Here is a 16,296-nt window from a genome sequence, read left to right as displayed (position 1 = left end):
TTTTTTAAGGCCCAGGGTTATTCTTCTGTTTCTGGAATCGTGACTTTGAGCTGTAACAAACGCCTTTTATCGGAGTTGGTCACCTTAAACTTAAGATCATTAATCGTCACTTTTTCGTCACGCTCAGGCATATGACCAAAAGCTTTTAATACAATGCCACCTATGGTGTCGGCTTCTTCTTCGTCAAATTGGGTTTCGAAAAATTTATTAAAATCTTCTAAGGAAGTGAGCGCTTTGACTGAATAGGTGTATTTATTTAAAGGACGAATTCCGTCTTTATCACCTTCCTCAATATCATGTTCATCTTCTATTTCGCCGACGATCAATTCAAGAATATCTTCGATAGTCACTAAACCCGATACACCACCATACTCATCAACAACAATGGCCATGTGATAGCGTTTTTGTTGAAATTCTTTTAACAGTACATCGACCCTTTTACTTTCGGGAACAATAACTGCTGGGCGCAGAATGTTTTTAAGTTCAAACTCTTTGCCTGGAATAAATGCAAATTCAAGTAAATCCTTTGCTAGTAAAATTCCTTCAATATGATCTTTGTCTTCATTTATAACTGGAAAACGGGAATGGGCTGATTCAAGCAGGATAGGTAAAAACTCTTCTACACTTTGATCTATTTCAATTGTGCGCATTTGTGCTCTTGGGATCATTATTTCCCTCACACGCATCTCGCTAACTTCCATGACCCCTTCAATCATTGCTTTGGTTTCGGGGTTAATGACTTCACGTTGCTCGGCGTCAGTAATGACATCAAACAACTCTTCCTTGTTTTTCGGTTCTCCCGTAAAGGTCTGAACTATTTTATCAAGCCAGCCTTTATTGGCAGAACCGTTAGTAGATGGGGGGTTATCTTCGCTCATGATCTCGTTATTTAGGTTAGTTTAATTTAATAAAAGTTTTACACGTAAACACAATGCAGTTGATACCTTATACTGCATCATTAATGATTTTGGTATGGGTCGTCAATGGCTAATTTTTGTAATATAGCAATTTCTATCCCTTCCATCTCTTGTGCCTCATGCTCTTCAATATGGTCGTAGCCAAGCAAATGCAAGGTTCCGTGAATCATCATATGGGTCCAATGGTGCTCGATAGGCTTATTTTGTTGGCTGGCTTCCCGCTTAACAACTTGAGCGCAAATGACAATATCGCCTAAAAATTCAGAAAGTGACTCATCAATTTGAACATCTATTGGCAAAGTAAGTTCAGGCATTTCGAAAGGAAAAGACAATATGTTTGTGGGGGTATCCTTGCCTCTATATTGACTATTGAGTTCTTGAATTTCTGATTCATCAACGATACGCACTGTTAGTTCTCTATCAGTTATCTGTTGATGCAAAAATACCTCGTCTATCCATAGTTGGATAGCCTCTAAACTAGGGATGTCAGGGGAATCACTGGCAATTTGTAAATCTAAAGTGGCGCTCATCAATTATTCACTTAGAGGAATTTTCATCCTTGTTATCAAGCGTCTCTTGTTGAGCCTTTTTTTGTAGTCGTGCTTTTTCTTGTTTGCTTTCAAATTCTTCATATGCCAAGACTATTCGCCCCACAACAGGGTGTCGCACTACATCATTTGCACTAAAGAAATTAAAGGATATATCTTTTACATCTTTTAGTACTTCTATGCTGTGCCGCAGACCAGATCGAACGCCCCGTGGTAAGTCAACTTGAGTTATATCTCCGGTAATGACAGCCTGAGAATTAAATCCAATCCGGGTTAAAAACATTTTCATTTGTTCGACAGTGGTATTTTGGCCTTCATCTAAAATAATAAATGCATCATTTAAGGTACGTCCACGCATATAAGCCAAAGGCGCCACTTCAATAACGCTGCGTTCCATGAGTTTTTCAACTTTCTCAAAGCCGAGCATTTCAAACAGCGCATCGTATAGTGGTCGTAAATAAGGATCGACTTTTTGGGATAAATCCCCTGGTAAAAACCCAAGTTTTTCCCCAGCCTCTACCGCAGGACGGGTCAATAATATACGGCGCACTTCTTGTCGCTCTAGGGCTTCAACCGCGCAAGCAACAGCTAAATACGTTTTACCCGTACCGGCAGGTCCCACACCAAAACTAATGTCGTGATTAATGATATTGGTTACATATTGGGATTGATTGGAGTTACGAGGTTTAATCACACCACGTTTGGTTTTAATATGGACTTCTTTTCCATACTGGCCGGCTTCGGCTTGTTCCAAACATTTTGCTTCTTGGATTGCTAGATGTACTTGGTCTGGTTCAATATCAGGAATTTGACCTCGAATAGGCTGTGTTTCCATATATAACAATTTAAGTAATTGTGCAGCACCACTAGATTGCTGAGTTTGACCCAATACTTTAAATTCATTATTTCGATAAGTGATTTCAACGCCTAAGCGACGTTCAATTTGTTTGATATTGTCATCTAGGGGCCCACACAAGCTTGATAAACGTTTGTGGTCTGATGGCTCTAATACAATTTCATTACTAACAAGGTTACTCAAATGGCAAATCTCTTTAATTTAAACGGATGGTTAACGTTACTGAGTGACAACCACTTGGCCGACACCCAATTCGTCAACACTATTTGGGTTTTTAGCTAATATAGTCTGTGGCGCTAATTCAGTACGTAAGTTCATTTGATCTTCGGTTCTAAGCACAACACCTCTTAATGAGTTAGCAAACACATCGGTAATTTTTACATCAACAAATTGGCCAATCATACTGGGAAAGCCTTCAAAGTTAACCACACGGTTATTTTCAGTACGTCCTGATAATTCCATAGGGTTTTTCTTGCTGGGGCCTTCTACCAAAATACGCTGCTCGGTATCTACCATATTACGTGCAATACGAAGAGCTTGTTGAGTGATACGTTGTTGTAACAGACTTAATCGTTGTTTTTTGGTTTCTTCAGTTACATCGTCAGGTAAATCGGCCGCTGGTGTGCCGGGGCGGGCACTGTAAATAAAACTAAAGCTTAAGTCGAAGTCCATTGCCTGGATCAAATCCATGGTTGCTTCGAAATCTGCATCGCTCTCGCCAGGAAAACCAATAATGAAATCAGAAGACATGCTTAAGTTAGGACGAATTTTCCTAAGTTTTCTGATTTTAGACTTATATTCTATTGCAGTGTGGCCACGCTTCATTAGGTTTAAAATACGATCCGCGCCTGATTGCACAGGAAGATGTAAGTGATCAACTAGTTCTGGAATTTGTGCATAGGCATCAATGATATCGTCAGTAAACTCAACAGGATGCGAGGTGGTATATCGAATACGATCAATACCATTGATAGAGGCAACAAGTTCTAACAACTCCGCAAAGGTACAAATGCTACCGTCGTAGTTAGGACCGCGAAAAGCATTAACATTTTGTCCTAGTAGGTTAACTTCGCGAACTCCTTGTTCTGCCAATTGCGCTATTTCCAACAACACGTCATCAACTGGACGACTGACTTCTTCACCGCGGGTGTAGGGTACGACACAAAAGGTACAATATTTAGAACAGCCTTCCATAATAGAAACGAAGGCGCTTGGACCATCGGCTTTGGGTTCGGGCAAACGGTCAAACTTTTCAATTTCAGGAAAACTAATATCGATGACTGATTGACTGCCACCATTAATTTGATTAATCATTTCTGGCAAGCGGTGTAAGGTTTGTGGACCAAATACAAGGTCAACAAATGGGGCCCGTTGTCTGATGGTTTTACCTTCTTGTGAGGCCACGCAACCACCTACGCCAATAATTAGATCTGGTTTATCTTTCTTAAGGTTTTTCCAGCGCCCTAATTGATGAAATACCTTTTCTTGGGCTTTTTCGCGAATGGAGCAAGTATTAAGCAAAATGATATCCGCATCTTCAGCTGTTTCTGTGGCTTGATAACCATGAGTCGAATCTAAGAGATCGGCCATTTTCTCCGAGTCATACTCGTTCATTTGGCAACCCCAAGTTTTAATAAATAGCTTTTTTGTCATAGCGGATTGTACTTACCTTTGGCAATCATTTTATGCAGTAACTTGATAGAGATTACATCTAATCGTAGCCACTAAAATCGGACCGGTGATTTTACTGGTTATTTGCGCCAAGCGCTACTTTTACGCAACATAAATACTTCTTAAATATGTCTAGAGAGGCTATTTATTGATTGTTAGCTCGAAATTGTAATATTCAAAGCAGGATGTGCTTTTCAGATACCCAGCAATCACATAGATTGGTATGCTATTACGCAACACCAATTCTACTATATTAAGACCTATCCTATGCAAAATTTACAGAAACTCACCATTGCTGATATTGACGTGGCTAATGATAAACCTTTCGTGCTTTTTGGTGGCATGAATGTGCTCGAATCCCGCGATATGGCAATGCGTATTGCCGAACATTATAAAGAAGTGACTCAAAGACTGGGTATTCCTTATGTATTCAAAGCGTCTTTTGATAAGGCTAACCGTTCTTCTGTGCATTCTTATCGAGGCCCTGGAATGGATGAAGGACTTAAAATATTTCAAGAAATCAAGCAAACCTTTGATTTACCGTTGATAACAGATGTTCATGAGACCTACCAAGCAGCGCCAGTTGCTGAAGTGGTGGATGTCATTCAGCTTCCAGCGTTTTTAGCTCGCCAAACAGATTTAGTTGTAGCTATGGCAAAAACGGGAGCCATCATCAACGTCAAAAAACCACAATTTCTTGCTGCTCATGAAATGCGCCACATCATCACTAAGTTTGGAGAGGCAGGGAACGATAAAGTTATCCTATGCGAACGTGGCTCTTGTTATGGTTATAACAACTTAGTAGTTGATATGTTAGCTATGGACGAGATGAAAACTTATGCACCTGTTATATTCGACGCCACCCACGCATTGCAAAAACCTGGTGGTCGTAGCGATTCAGCCGATGGTAGGCGTGCCCAAGCAGCGCAGCTTGCTAGAAGCGGTATGGCTTTGGGGTTAGCCGGATTGTTTATTGAAGCCCATCCTAATCCTAATGAAGCTAAATGTGATGGACCTTGTGCTTTGCCTCTGGATAAATTGGAACCGTATTTACAGCAAATGCAGGCATTGGATAATTTAGTTAAAGAATTCGCACCTTTGGATACCAGTGCTGACTAATTAAAAAATAGATTTTTAGTTCGAAGGTGAGTATTTGTAAGTTTTGCTGTGCTAGGCACTGATAGCCTGTTTGGCGGCCTTAGCACAGCGATAACTTACTAATAGGTAATAGGAATTAACCAGCAGATAACCCTGATAAAAATTTAGTCGGCAAGTACAACCTTGAATTTAAACTCTGGTAATGTTGCATCAATGTTTTGCACTAATTCATTTGTTTGTGACTGGACTGTGCCAATGCTAAGTTGTTTAGTGACTTCATCTTTAATGCTAGAAGTATGAATGTTTGCTAGCATATCATTGATATTTCCAACAATTTCAGCTTCTACGTTAATTTCCATATGCTTTTCAAGTTGCATAGTAGAGCGATTTGCGCCTAGCTTTGCTGTTGCGGATTGAGTAAAAAATACTGTGGCTAGCACAGCTAATATTGAGTAAGATGTTTTCATTTTGTAAACCTTTAGTATTAGTAATGTAAAGTAATAACTTTGTCATAATTTGTTAATCTGCTAAGCGATCTTTATTCTTTGTTTTAAAACAATAAATATTTATCACTGGACAAATTATAGACGATAGAAATTATCTAATAAAATGACATTTTGTATGGTTGTGGATTAGAAAAACTAATGCTTTAATAGGTTTTACTCACTACTTGTTTGATTATTTGCTTATGAATCGCAGATTACCTCCTTTGAACTCCTTAAAAGCCTTTGAAGTCGCGGCTCGGCACCTCAGTTTTACCCGCGCGGCAGATGAACTGTTTGTGACTCAAGCAGCAGTGAGTCATCAAATAAAAGCATTAGAAGAGTTTTTATCGATGAAACTTTTTGTGCGAAAAAACCGAGCATTATTTTTGACTGAAGAAGGTCAGAGTTATTATCTTGATTTAAAAGAAATTTTTCAGTCGCTTAATGATGCAACCGAACGCTTAGTGGCAAAAGGTGGCAAGGGTGCATTAACGGTTGCGTTACAAACTAGTTTTGCAAGTCAGTGGTTAGTTCCAAGGATCAGTAAGTTTAGTCAGTTAAATCCTGATATTGACTTACGTATAAAAGCTGTGGATGGAGATGAAGGTTTTTTAACTGATGATGTTGATGTTGCTATTTATTTTGGTAAGGGTAAATGGTCTGGTTTAGCGGCAGATAAGTTACACACTGAATATTTGACTCCAATGTGTTCTCCATTATTGTTTCAAGGTAACAAACCTTTAGACAAGTTAGATGATCTCCGACAGCATACCTTGCTGCACGATTCCTCCCGAGACGCTTGGCAAGAATGGATACGACATTTTAATGTTTTGGGCGTTAATGTTAACCATGGACCCATCTTTAGTCACTCTTTATTGGTTCAGCAAGTGGCTGCATTAGGACAAGGGATTGCGCTAGGCTATAGCTTTTTAGCTAGACCAGAAATTGAAGCAGGGCGCTTAATTTGTCCATTTGAAGAAAAATTAATTACTAAAAATGCCTATTATTTAGTTTGTCATCAATCTCAAGCTGATTTAGGTAAAATTACCGCATTTCGAGAATGGCTTTTGGCGCAAGTGAAAGAAGAGCAAGATGATCAAGACTTTAATTAATACAGCCAGTAAACCGATTGCGACCTTTGTTTTTGCTCATGGTGCTGGCGCGGGGCAAAATAGTGAGTTTATGCAACTTATTGCACAAGGTTTGAGTCATAACCACAATATTAACGTATTGCGCTTTAATTTCGCTTATATGCAATTGTCAGAGGACCTGGGCAAAAGGCGCCCACCAGAACGAGCCGATAAATTGTTGTCTCAGTTTCAATCAGTTTTAAATCAAGTAGATGAAAGTATGCCTGTGTTTCTTGGAGGAAAGTCTATGGGAGGCAGAATGGCGAGTATGTTGCTCGAAGAGTCCAATGCTCTGGGTTGCATTTGTATGGGGTATCCTTTTCATCCACCAGGAAAGCCTGAAAAATTGCGCACTCAACATTTACAGGATATTCACAAACCACTACTTATTTTGCAGGGCGAGCGTGATACCTTTGGAACACGAAACGAAATTGACAGTTATAACTTGTGTACCAATATAGCTGTGAGTTATTTGACAGATGGAGATCATAGTTTTAAACCGCGTAAAGCCTCTGGTGTAACACTTAAAACTAATATTGATGTCGCCATCAAACGAACAGCTGATTTTATCAAGTCGAATATCTAAGCCTAGTTACACGGTTTTTGTTACTATTTAAATCCAGTGAGTATTATTTAGCTCCGAACTGTCAATCCATTTCATCGCGGGATACATTGTGATAAAAATTATTCTTAGTAGCGCAGCATTGAGTGCCATGCTGTCGGTAATCTTAGGCGCCTTTGCTGCACATGGCCTCAAAAGTCGATTATCTGAAGCACTTTTAAATACCTTTCAAACAGGCGTGCAGTACCAAATGTATCATAGCCTAGCTTTAATCTTAGTCGTATTACTATATCGTCAAATGCCACACTCAATTTTGTTATACAGTGCGGGCTTTATGTTTGCTGGTATTGTTTTATTTAGTGGCAGTTTATATCTGTTGGCACTGACCCAAATAAAATGGTTCGGCCCCATAACGCCCCTAGGTGGCATATGTTTTATTATTGGTTGGGCTTTGTTGACAATTGCTGCGTTAAAAGGAGCTAACTAATCTATGGCAGGACTATTGTTGTATTGTCGAAGTGGTTTTGAAAACGATGTGGCCAATGAGGTACAAGATAAAGCCAGTCGATTAGACATATTTGGCTATTCACAAACCCACACAAATAGTGGTTTTGTATTGTTTAATTGTTACCAAGAAGAACATGCAGAAGTTTTAGCCAATAAACTTGCCTTTGCTAACTTAGTTTTTGCTCGGCAACTATTTGCGTGTAAACACCTAATTGAAGGCATGCCAGTAACCGATAGGGTTGGCCCAATATTATCTGCTTGTGAAGAATTTCCATTGTGTGGAGAACTGCGTGTTGAATATGCCGACACTACAGACGGCAGGGAATTATCAAAGTTATGTCGGAAAATTAGCGTTCCTTTAAGACAAGCGTTACGTAAAAAGAATAAGTTAACCAACAAAGATAATAACAAAAAGCCAGTGTTGCATGTGTTTTTTACTAAAACAGATAAAGCTTATATCGGATATTCATTCCCCCACAATAATTCATCGTTGCCTCTAGGGATTTTGCGCTTAAAGTTTCCTCACGACGCACCGAGTCGTTCAACTTTGAAGTTAGACGAGGCTTTTCAGGTCTTTATCCCCAAGCAAGAGCACGACGAACGTCTGCAAGGAGGATTGCACGCTGTAGACTTAGGTGCTTGCCCAGGAGGATGGACTTATCAACTTGTGAAACGAGGCATGTTTGTGCAAGCAGTTGATAACGGTTCAATGGATGAGGCGCTAATGGAAACGGGTCAAGTGACTTATTGTCCAGAAGATGGATTTAAATTTCAGCCTAAGAGAAAGAATATTTACTGGTTAGTGTGCGATATGATCGAACAACCGCAGCGCGTCGCTAAACTTATGGCTGGTTGGGTAGCTGAAGGGCGCTGCAAAGAAGCGATGTTTAATCTCAAGTTACCTATGAAGAAGCGTTATGAGTCAGTTCAGGGCGCTTTGGTCATTATTGATGAGGTAATGAAAGTCCATCAAGTGAAGAGTTATTTGTTACAGGCAAAACACCTCTACCATAATAGGGAGGAAGTGACGGTGCATTTAAGGCTGGGGTAGCAACCAATCGCTGGGAAGCAATACTCACTTGTCTAGCGGTGCATGCGATCGGTTGGGATTATGTTAATTGAGCGTGTAACTCGATCCCAACAGATACTTGTAGCCAAACATTATGCTAAAAAACGCCATAAAACAGCCGCAATAAATGTCGTTAATAATAAACAAATGTATTACAGCCAACAATTGCGGCGTTTTTATTATGGCTTTTTAGACAGCCGCAACACCTAGCAATCAGCAGGGATGGTTACATACCTATTGATCAAGTGGGGTATTAAATTCTTCAGATAACTCAAAATCACCCGTTACTTCGGCAATTTTATTGTCAACAAATTTAATGCTGAGCTCTTTGCGGAAATTCTCTCCACGTTGTTTCATGCCACGCTTCATTTGGTACAAGTAATACCAAGTGTCGTGATCAAATGCATCTTCTAAAACAGGCTTACCTAGTACATATACGACCTGTTCTTTGGTCATTTCAACTCTAAGTTTTTTAACGTCTTTTTCGTCTAAAAAGTTACCCTGTGGGATATCAATTCGGAAAATCCAATCAGCACAAGCTGATAACATCATGGTGGCGGTTAATATAACCAGTAAATTCTTAAACTTCATTGCTACTCAATATCTCGGCATGTAAAAAGCGAAAACGGATAAGTACGAGCGTTACTCTCACTTATTTGGCGAGGCATCCTAACCCAGCCACATTAGCGCAATCAATGCCTATTTGTTACGAATTACTGAATTGTAACAATTCTTTGGCATTAGCTAAAGCAGACTCGGTAAGTGTGTCTCCAGCTAGTAGACGTGCCAACTCTTCAATTCGTTCACTTTCTTGCAAACAAATCATATGAGTTTCAGTGGTTTTTTTGTCACTGAACTTAGTGACAAACATTTGATTGTGGGCTCTGGCAGCAACTTGGGGGAGGTGAGTGACACAAATTACTTGGGTACTTTCACCTAATTTACGCAGTAACTGCCCAACCACAGAAGCAGTTGATCCACTGATGCCACTGTCAACTTCATCAAAAATCATGGTGGCAATATCATTATTGCTAGAGCTGATTACTTGAATAGCTAACCCAATGCGCGACAACTCACCTCCTGACACCACTTTTTCAAGGTTATCTAGAGCCTGACCCCTATTGGTGGACACTACAAATTGCACAATATCCAACCCTAGCTTGTTAGGACTACTTTGAATATGATGATCAACGTCAATTTTAAATACCGCTTCTGCCATGTTCATATGGTGTATATGCTGTTCGACTTCTTTAGCAAAAGACTTAGCCGCCTTTTTCCTAGATGCGCTGAGTTTACTTGCCGCTTGGTGATATTGTTGTTCAAGCTCTCCAAGTTGTACTTTTAATTCTTCTAGTAACGAATCATCTTTAACCAATTCATTAAACTCAGCGGAAAGCTGTTGATGAAATTCATATAATGCCTCAGGTTGGACATTATGTTTTCTAGACAAATCTAACGCCTGTGAGTAACGAGCTTCGACGTTTTGCATTCGCATAGGGTCTATTTCTAGTTGTTCTGTGTAGGCTCTTAATTCGCCGGCAGCTTCGTCAATTTGAATACTGGCCTCTGTTAGCATAGTCACAATGGGCTCAAGACTTGGATCATGCTCTTGTAATTCAGATAAACGATCAACGCTACTTTGAACTGCAGATAAGGCATTGAATTCTTCCGCTTCATACAGCTGATGGAAACTAATTTGGCTCTGTTCAAGTAGGGTCTGACTATTGCTGAGCTTTTTGTGTTCAGTTTCCAAGGCAACAAACTCACCTTCTGCCAACGCGTATTCGTCTAACTCTTGAATTTGGTATGACAGTAACTGGCTGCGGTCGTCCCTTTGTTGTTGTCCCTGCAATAAGTGCTGATAATGTTGCTGTTGTTGTTTTAGGGTTTTATAGGATTCTTCGACTTTACCCAACAAAGCAGGGTGCTCTGCGTACTGATCGAGTAAACGGCGTTGACTATCACTCTTTAGTATCTGTTGATGAGCGTGTTGTCCATGGATACTCAGTAATAATTGCCCCAAATTTTTGAGTTGCTGCAAGGGAACCGGTGTGCCATTAATAAAAGCTTTAGAGCGACCTTCAGCGGAAATGACGCGCCTAATTAATACTTCATCGTCATCTGATAACTCGTGTTGCTCAAGCCATTTCATCGCATCTGGAAGTCGTTTAACGTTAAAACCCGCGCTCACTTCGGCTTTCTCTGCACCAGTGCGCACCATTCCATTGTCTGCTCTTTCTCCTAAACATAAACCTAAAGCGTCTACCGATATGGACTTACCGGCTCCAGTTTCGCCAGTAATGGCGGTCATGCCTAAGCTGAAATCGACATCCAATGTTTTAACAACTGCAAAATTACGAATGGAGAGATGGGTTAGCATTTTAAAATTCTCAATAAAGGCACACACAAAACAAAAGCATGTTTAAATATACAGTACCTGTAAATATAAACATGCTTTTGTTTGCTGTCTAGTGATCTCTTCGAAAAACTAGGAAAATAACTAGTAGAGTTTACTTCCCCAACCCAGTTTTGTGCGTAATACGTTGAAATAATTATAATTTTTAGGGTGGATCAATGAAAGCTTAGCGGGATTTTTACAAATTATAATTTCATCACCGGGTAATACTGTTAGTACTATATGGCTATCGCTACTCACTTGTAAATTATCAGTGTTTTCAGGTGACACCTTTAATTTTACCGTACTGTTGGCATCCACTACTATGGGACGACTACTTAGAGTATGAGGGAACATAGGCACTAAGGTTAAAGCGTCTAAGTTTGGCGTCAGAATAGGTCCTCCACCCGATAAAGAATAGGCGGTAGAGCCAGTAGGTGTTGCGACAATTAAACCATCAGAACGTTGACTAAATACAAAATTATCGTCTAGATATACTTCAAACTCCATCATGTGAGCAACTTTACCGTGGTGAATTACCACTTCATTCACTGCAGAATCTTTACTTTGAATTTCACCATTGCGATATACTTCAACTTCAAGTAGAAAACGTTGTTCTATTTTGTAGTCACCTTCAAAAATGCTATCGAGTTGCGGTTCAAAATCATCGGGGTTTATATCGGTCAAAAATCCTAAGTTTCCTCGATTCACTCCAACCACAGCAACATTAAACTCTGCTAAAATTCGGGCTGCACCCAGCATATTGCCATCACCACCAACCACTATGGCTAAATCAGCTTCTTTACCGATTTCAGATATATCTGCTGATTCAAAGCCATTTGAATCCAGTTCTCTCGCCGTTTTGCTCTCGACTAATACTCTGCAGCCGCGCTGCCTCAAATAGACTATAAGTGCCTTAAGACTTAAGTTTGCACCTTGATGTGCTTGCTTGCCAATTAATCCTACGGTTTTAAACTTCATTGAAAACAACATAAATTACGATTTGCCAGAGTATAACCATGGGAGAGTTTGAAAGTCATATTTTTCGTTTGGAATATTTATTGGTTCCTATAGTATGTTGACTAAATATATAAACGACCGATAAGAAGAGCACTAATTGATGGGTCCATTGATGTTAGATTTGTCAGGCTATGAACTGACCCATGAAGAGATTGATATTCTCGACCACCCCCTAGTAGGCGGGCTTATCTTATTCTCTCGCAATTTTCACGACCAAAACCAGCTCAATGATCTTGTTAGGCACGTTAGAAGTGTTACGCGTAACCAGGTGGTTATTGCTACAGACCACGAGGGAGGCAGAGTCCAACGTTTTAAAGAGGGCTTTAGTACAATTCCTGCGATGGGTAGTATCAGCCAAAAAACAACTGGAAATAGCCAACAAACTAGCTATTTTTGTGAGCAATTTGGTTGGTTGATGGCGGCAGAACTACTCGCGTTCGATATCGATATTAGTTTTGCACCTGTGCTCGATATTCATGGAATATCGGAAGTAATAGGAGACAGAAGCTTTCACCAACAACCAGACGTTATTATTCAATTGGCCAGTGAGTTTATCAAAGGTATGCATCGAGCAGGCATGTCTGCCACGGGTAAACATTTTCCTGGACATGGCAATGTTTTGGAAGATTCTCACATCGCCATGCCAGTAGATAAGCGAAGTTTACAAGAAATATTTTCTGTTGATATGGCTATTTTTAAAGCCATTCATCAACATGGGTTATTAGACGCGGTGATGCCTGCCCATGTAATTTATCCTGAGTTAGATGATTTACCGGCAGGTTTTTCTCAGAAGTGGATAAAACAAATATTGAGACAAGATCTAAAGTTCGATGGAGTGGTGTTTTCAGATGATTTGTCGATGCAAGGAGCCGCGCAAATGGGAGGGATTGTTGAGCGAGCAGAGTTGGCCTTAAATGCTGGTTGTGACATGGTCTTAGTGTGTAATGATCCTAAAGGCGCCACCAAAGTGATTGATGGTTTACCCACAAACTTAGAGTTACCAACTAACAGTGTAGAGCGTATTAAGCGCCTCAGAAAAAGCTCATCCTTAGACTTAGCGAGATTACGAATGACCGATGAATACCAAATTGCAAGCAAGGCACTAGATCAATTTTATGCAATCTAATAGCAAATTAATTGTACTGTCTTTTGTAAGCGCCATAGCAATGTATATCGGCTTGTTAGTGTCTGGGCAGCCCCACTTAATCGCAGCAACGGCAGCTATCACTTTATGTACTGCTATGTTGTGGGTGACCGAGGCACTGCCTATCCCTGTCACTTCATTAATTCCGTTTTTTGGATTTCCTATGGCTGGAGTATTAAGTCATAAAGAATCAGCTTCAGCATTGGGCAGCCACGTCATTTTGTTATTGATGGGGGCCTTTATGCTGTCAAAAGCACTCGAAAAATCTCAAGTGCATAGACGTTTAGCATTTTATCTTGTGAATGTTATCGGCGGCAAAAGTCCAAAAAGATTGGTATTGGGATTTATGTTAACCGCCGCTATTTTAAGTATGTGGATCTCTAACTCTGCTACCACATTAATGCTTCTGCCGATTACCTTGGCGGTATTGCAAAGTGTCAAAGACCCTAAGTTAACCGTAGCAATGTTATTAGGAATAGCCTATGCCGCGAGTTTGGGTGGCGTGGGTACACCAGTAGGTACACCACCTAATATTATTTTTATGAGTGTATACCTAGAAACACAAGGTAAAGAAATCAGTTTTATAGAGTGGATGAAAACGGGCATTCCTATAGTTGTAATTGGCATTCCTGTCATTGCTTGGTGGTTAACTCGCAAGCTTGAAACTACTCAAGAATGTATTTTATTAAAATCCGGAGCATGGCAACCAGCAGAAAAACGTGTGTTAATCACTTTCTTACTGGTCGCATTAGCTTGGATGTTTCGACCTTATTGGAGCCAATGGTTAAACATGCCCAGTGTAGGAGACAGTAGTATTGCTTTGGCTGGTGTGGTGTTAATGTTTTTGATCCCAAGTGGCAATAAACCCAATAAAATCGTGACGTCGCCAAAAAGCGGTGAGTTTGGTGAGGTCAAGGAAAAATCTCAATCAGACAAGTTATTAGATTGGGATACAGCCGTTGCTATTCCTTGGGGAATGTTATTGTTGTTTGCTGGCGGTATTTGTATCGCAAAGGCTTTTTCTGCTTCCGGTCTCAGTGCCTTGATGGGAGAGGCATTGTCAGGATTATCAGATTTACCTGTACCGCTATTAATATTAGCGATCTGTTTGTTCGTAACCTTTTTAACTGAAATTACTTCCAATACTGCTACTGCAACCTTATTGATGCCTATATTGGCTGCTGTGGGTGTGGCTGCGGGGATAGATCCCGCGTTAATGATGATGCCTGCGGCTATTAGCGCTAGCTGTGCTTTTATGTTACCTGTTGCTACCGCACCTAATGCGATAGTGTATGGAATGGATAAATTTAGTATTAAAACTATGGCCAGAGAAGGGTTTATCCTCAATATCTTAATAGCCTGTATCATCACTGTTGTAAGCTATTTCACTTTATCATAATGGAGCACAACGGTTGATTAGGTTAACGGGTTAGTATTTCGATGGCTCTGCTTCGGATATCTTTACGGCTCATGATCTTAACCACTCATTAATTTCTGATTGATTCAGATTTCCAAGCGGTGCAATGGCATGTCACGTATCGCAGTTGTTCAACTATTAAACTCAATTTTTCAGATTGCCGTTATCCCACATAACACTTAATTCGCAAGGCTCTTAACTCACAAAGCGCTTAGCTCACGAAACCCTTAGCTTATATAGCGCTGAATAACTCAATAGTCGATTCTAAAACACATTAGTGGCATCAATTCTGCTTAAATTTGTATTGGAATGTATTAATCTGTATGAGATTGTTACAAAGTGTTTCAGGTGTTACCTTATAATAGCCTCCTAGAGTTATTAAAGATTAAGTGTCTAGGTATGTTTATTTTCTAGGTGTAGCAGGAACTGAATTGTAAAACTGTAGTCCTAACAGGGGCTTAAGAGCTCTTCACAGAGAGCTTGATTAGTTAACCCTTTATTTAGTTTTGTTGATGTTAGTTTGTTTTCTTTAGGATCGTAAAAATGTTGCTCAATCATCGTTACAATTTTTTATATGTGCATATTGCTAAGACGGGCGGCTCTAGTATTCGGGCTGTATTAAATAGACTTCGCTGGCAAGATCCTATGTACTATTTAATGTTTCCATGTCACAAAATTAGTAATATGTGTGGGCATACCACAGCCTCAAAACTGCCTCGCCATGCAGGTGTCATCGCAGCTAAAGAAATGTTGCCTAATGACTTTTTTAAACAGTTGTATAAGTTTGCTTTTGTACGCAACCCTTGGGATTTACAAGTTTCGTCTTACCATCATATTCAACGGGAAAGACCAGAATTATTAGAAAATATCGCCGACTTCAACGAATTTATTCGTTATAAATTCGATCCTGCAAGACCTTATATTTTTCACTTTGACATCGCCACTAAATTACAAAGTGAGCATCTAGTTGATCTAAATGGTGAAATCATAGTGGACTTTATAGGGCGTTATGAATCGCTTCATGACGATTTTGGTACTATTAAAAAGGAGCTAGGCCTAAAAGAGTCTGCAATTCCCCATAAACGTCAGGCTAAAGATCGCAAAAAAGATTATAGGGAATACTATAATCAAGCGTCCATTGATGCAGTTACCGAGCATTATAAGCAGGACATTCAGTTGCTTAATTATTCCTTTGAGTAAAATGGCTAATTACTCTATATCGTAATTGTGCTTATTCTTCGCTGTTAATTGGGGCACTATTTTGGCCGTAATTCTGGCCGCTATTCTCGGCTGTTGTAACACAAAACCTAATTTGTTAATAAAGTAATAACATATTACTTTTTGCATCAACTTCGCGCATTAAATCTCCAGTTTAGTGCAAGTTTCATTTGAAAATTCTCGCAGCTCCGCATAAATATTGGGTTACAAAGGCTGGCATTAAATCTGCTAAATAAAATTCGTACAGCAAATTCTTCTG

At 39.8% G+C, this 16,296-nt stretch carries 16 protein-coding genes; 8 read left to right on the top strand and 8 right to left on the bottom strand.

Annotated elements, in window-relative coordinates; all coding sequences use genetic code 11:
• Nucleotides 1–17 precede the first annotated feature (17 nt).
• The 4 genes from corC to miaB form a co-directional block, all read right to left on the bottom strand.
• Nucleotides 18–878 (bottom strand): CNNM family magnesium/cobalt transport protein CorC, encoded by an 861-nt coding sequence (gene corC, locus KO534_RS00470; RefSeq protein WP_215926073.1) that lies wholly within the window; start codon nucleotides 876–878, stop codon nucleotides 18–20.
• Between the two features lie 80 nt (nucleotides 879–958).
• Nucleotides 959–1,447, bottom strand: a complete 489-nt coding sequence (gene ybeY / locus KO534_RS00465; protein WP_215926071.1) for an rRNA maturation RNase YbeY — start codon at nucleotides 1,445–1,447, stop codon at nucleotides 959–961.
• A gap of 7 nt (nucleotides 1,448–1,454) precedes the next feature.
• Complete coding sequence (locus KO534_RS00460) at nucleotides 1,455–2,504, bottom strand: PhoH family protein (RefSeq protein WP_215926069.1); 1,050 nt, start codon at nucleotides 2,502–2,504, stop codon at nucleotides 1,455–1,457.
• Nucleotides 2,505–2,540: 36 nt separating this feature from the next.
• Nucleotides 2,541–3,974, bottom strand: a complete 1,434-nt coding sequence (gene miaB / locus KO534_RS00455) for a tRNA (N6-isopentenyl adenosine(37)-C2)-methylthiotransferase MiaB (protein WP_215926067.1) — start codon at nucleotides 3,972–3,974, stop codon at nucleotides 2,541–2,543.
• Between the two features lie 285 nt (nucleotides 3,975–4,259).
• On the opposite strand from miaB, the gene kdsA reads away from it, so the two are divergent.
• Nucleotides 4,260–5,111, top strand: a complete 852-nt coding sequence (kdsA, locus tag KO534_RS00450) for a 3-deoxy-8-phosphooctulonate synthase (protein WP_215926065.1) — start codon at nucleotides 4,260–4,262, stop codon at nucleotides 5,109–5,111.
• Between the two features lie 143 nt (nucleotides 5,112–5,254).
• Here kdsA and KO534_RS00445 read toward each other — a convergent pair whose 3' ends face one another.
• Entirely contained in the window at nucleotides 5,255–5,557 is a 303-nt protein-coding gene (locus tag KO534_RS00445) for a hypothetical protein (protein WP_215926063.1), read from the bottom strand.
• 221 nt (nucleotides 5,558–5,778) lie between these two features.
• On the opposite strand from KO534_RS00445, the gene KO534_RS00440 reads away from it, so the two are divergent.
• From KO534_RS00440 to rlmM, 4 genes are all read left to right on the top strand, one after another.
• Nucleotides 5,779–6,687 carry a transcriptional regulator GcvA gene (locus tag KO534_RS00440; protein ID WP_215926061.1) on the top strand — a complete coding sequence of 303 codons (909 nt, stop codon included), beginning with the start codon at nucleotides 5,779–5,781 and terminating at the stop codon, nucleotides 6,685–6,687.
• A complete protein-coding gene (locus KO534_RS00435) occupies nucleotides 6,668–7,291 on the top strand; it encodes an alpha/beta family hydrolase (RefSeq protein ID WP_215926059.1) in 624 nt (207 codons plus the stop codon). Before KO534_RS00440 ends, KO534_RS00435 begins: the two co-directional genes overlap by 20 nt.
• Before the next feature lie 91 nt (nucleotides 7,292–7,382).
• Complete coding sequence (locus KO534_RS00430) at nucleotides 7,383–7,754, top strand: DUF423 domain-containing protein (RefSeq protein WP_436836562.1); 372 nt, start codon at nucleotides 7,383–7,385, stop codon at nucleotides 7,752–7,754.
• Between the two features lie 3 nt (nucleotides 7,755–7,757).
• A complete protein-coding gene (gene rlmM / locus KO534_RS00425; protein ID WP_215926057.1) occupies nucleotides 7,758–8,825 on the top strand; it encodes a 23S rRNA (cytidine(2498)-2'-O)-methyltransferase RlmM in 1,068 nt (355 codons plus the stop codon).
• Between the two features lie 252 nt (nucleotides 8,826–9,077).
• Here the strand turns inward: rlmM and KO534_RS00420 are convergent, their stop codons facing one another.
• The 3 genes from KO534_RS00420 to nadK form a co-directional block, all read right to left on the bottom strand.
• Complete coding sequence (locus tag KO534_RS00420) at nucleotides 9,078–9,434, bottom strand: outer membrane protein assembly factor BamE (protein ID WP_215926055.1); 357 nt, start codon at nucleotides 9,432–9,434, stop codon at nucleotides 9,078–9,080.
• Nucleotides 9,435–9,549: 115 nt separating this feature from the next.
• A complete protein-coding gene (gene recN, locus KO534_RS00415) occupies nucleotides 9,550–11,223 on the bottom strand; it encodes a DNA repair protein RecN (protein WP_215926053.1) in 1,674 nt (557 codons plus the stop codon).
• 120 nt (nucleotides 11,224–11,343) lie between these two features.
• Complete coding sequence (gene nadK, locus KO534_RS00410; protein WP_215926051.1) at nucleotides 11,344–12,219, bottom strand: NAD(+) kinase; 876 nt, start codon at nucleotides 12,217–12,219, stop codon at nucleotides 11,344–11,346.
• A 151-nt stretch (nucleotides 12,220–12,370) separates the two neighbouring features.
• On the opposite strand from nadK, the gene nagZ reads away from it, so the two are divergent.
• The 3 genes from nagZ to KO534_RS00395 all read left to right on the top strand — a co-directional run bounded on the left by nagZ (nucleotide 12,371) and on the right by KO534_RS00395 (nucleotide 16,019).
• Nucleotides 12,371–13,384 carry a beta-N-acetylhexosaminidase gene (gene nagZ / locus KO534_RS00405; RefSeq protein WP_252731853.1) on the top strand — a complete coding sequence of 338 codons (1,014 nt, stop codon included), beginning with the start codon at nucleotides 12,371–12,373 and terminating at the stop codon, nucleotides 13,382–13,384.
• Entirely contained in the window at nucleotides 13,374–14,801 is a 1,428-nt protein-coding gene (locus tag KO534_RS00400) for an SLC13 family permease (RefSeq protein WP_215926047.1), read from the top strand. The genes nagZ and KO534_RS00400 overlap by 11 nt, the downstream gene beginning before the upstream one ends.
• A gap of 561 nt (nucleotides 14,802–15,362) precedes the next feature.
• On the top strand, nucleotides 15,363–16,019 hold the full coding sequence (locus KO534_RS00395) for a sulfotransferase family 2 domain-containing protein (protein ID WP_215926045.1): 657 nt from the start codon (nucleotides 15,363–15,365) through the stop codon (nucleotides 16,017–16,019).
• Nucleotides 16,020–16,296: the final 277 nt, after the last annotated feature.

Source organism: Paraglaciecola arctica (genome assembly GCF_018861065.1).
Lineage (GTDB): Bacteria > Pseudomonadota > Gammaproteobacteria > Enterobacterales > Alteromonadaceae > Paraglaciecola > Paraglaciecola arctica_B.
This window is presented reverse-complemented; position numbering and strand designations above follow the sequence as displayed.

Coding starts and splice junctions, on each gene's coding strand:
- miaB (WP_215926067.1), bottom strand. CDS start 3,974: ATGACAAAAAAGCTATTTATTAAAACTTGGGGTTGCCAAATGAACGAG.
- KO534_RS00435 (WP_215926059.1), top strand. CDS start 6,668: ATGATCAAGACTTTAATTAATACAGCCAGTAAACCGATTGCGACCTTT.
- kdsA (WP_215926065.1), top strand. CDS start 4,260: ATGCAAAATTTACAGAAACTCACCATTGCTGATATTGACGTGGCTAAT.
- nagZ (WP_252731853.1), top strand. CDS start 12,371: ATGTTAGATTTGTCAGGCTATGAACTGACCCATGAAGAGATTGATATT.
- KO534_RS00400 (WP_215926047.1), top strand. CDS start 13,374: ATGCAATCTAATAGCAAATTAATTGTACTGTCTTTTGTAAGCGCCATA.
- rlmM (WP_215926057.1), top strand. CDS start 7,758: ATGGCAGGACTATTGTTGTATTGTCGAAGTGGTTTTGAAAACGATGTG.
- KO534_RS00440 (WP_215926061.1), top strand. CDS start 5,779: ATGAATCGCAGATTACCTCCTTTGAACTCCTTAAAAGCCTTTGAAGTC.
- KO534_RS00420 (WP_215926055.1), bottom strand. CDS start 9,434: ATGAAGTTTAAGAATTTACTGGTTATATTAACCGCCACCATGATGTTA.
- recN (WP_215926053.1), bottom strand. CDS start 11,223: ATGCTAACCCATCTCTCCATTCGTAATTTTGCAGTTGTTAAAACATTG.
- KO534_RS00445 (WP_215926063.1), bottom strand. CDS start 5,557: ATGAAAACATCTTACTCAATATTAGCTGTGCTAGCCACAGTATTTTTT.
- corC (WP_215926073.1), bottom strand. CDS start 878: ATGAGCGAAGATAACCCCCCATCTACTAACGGTTCTGCCAATAAAGGC.
- nadK (WP_215926051.1), bottom strand. CDS start 12,219: ATGAAGTTTAAAACCGTAGGATTAATTGGCAAGCAAGCACATCAAGGT.
- KO534_RS00395 (WP_215926045.1), top strand. CDS start 15,363: ATGTTGCTCAATCATCGTTACAATTTTTTATATGTGCATATTGCTAAG.
- ybeY (WP_215926071.1), bottom strand. CDS start 1,447: ATGAGCGCCACTTTAGATTTACAAATTGCCAGTGATTCCCCTGACATC.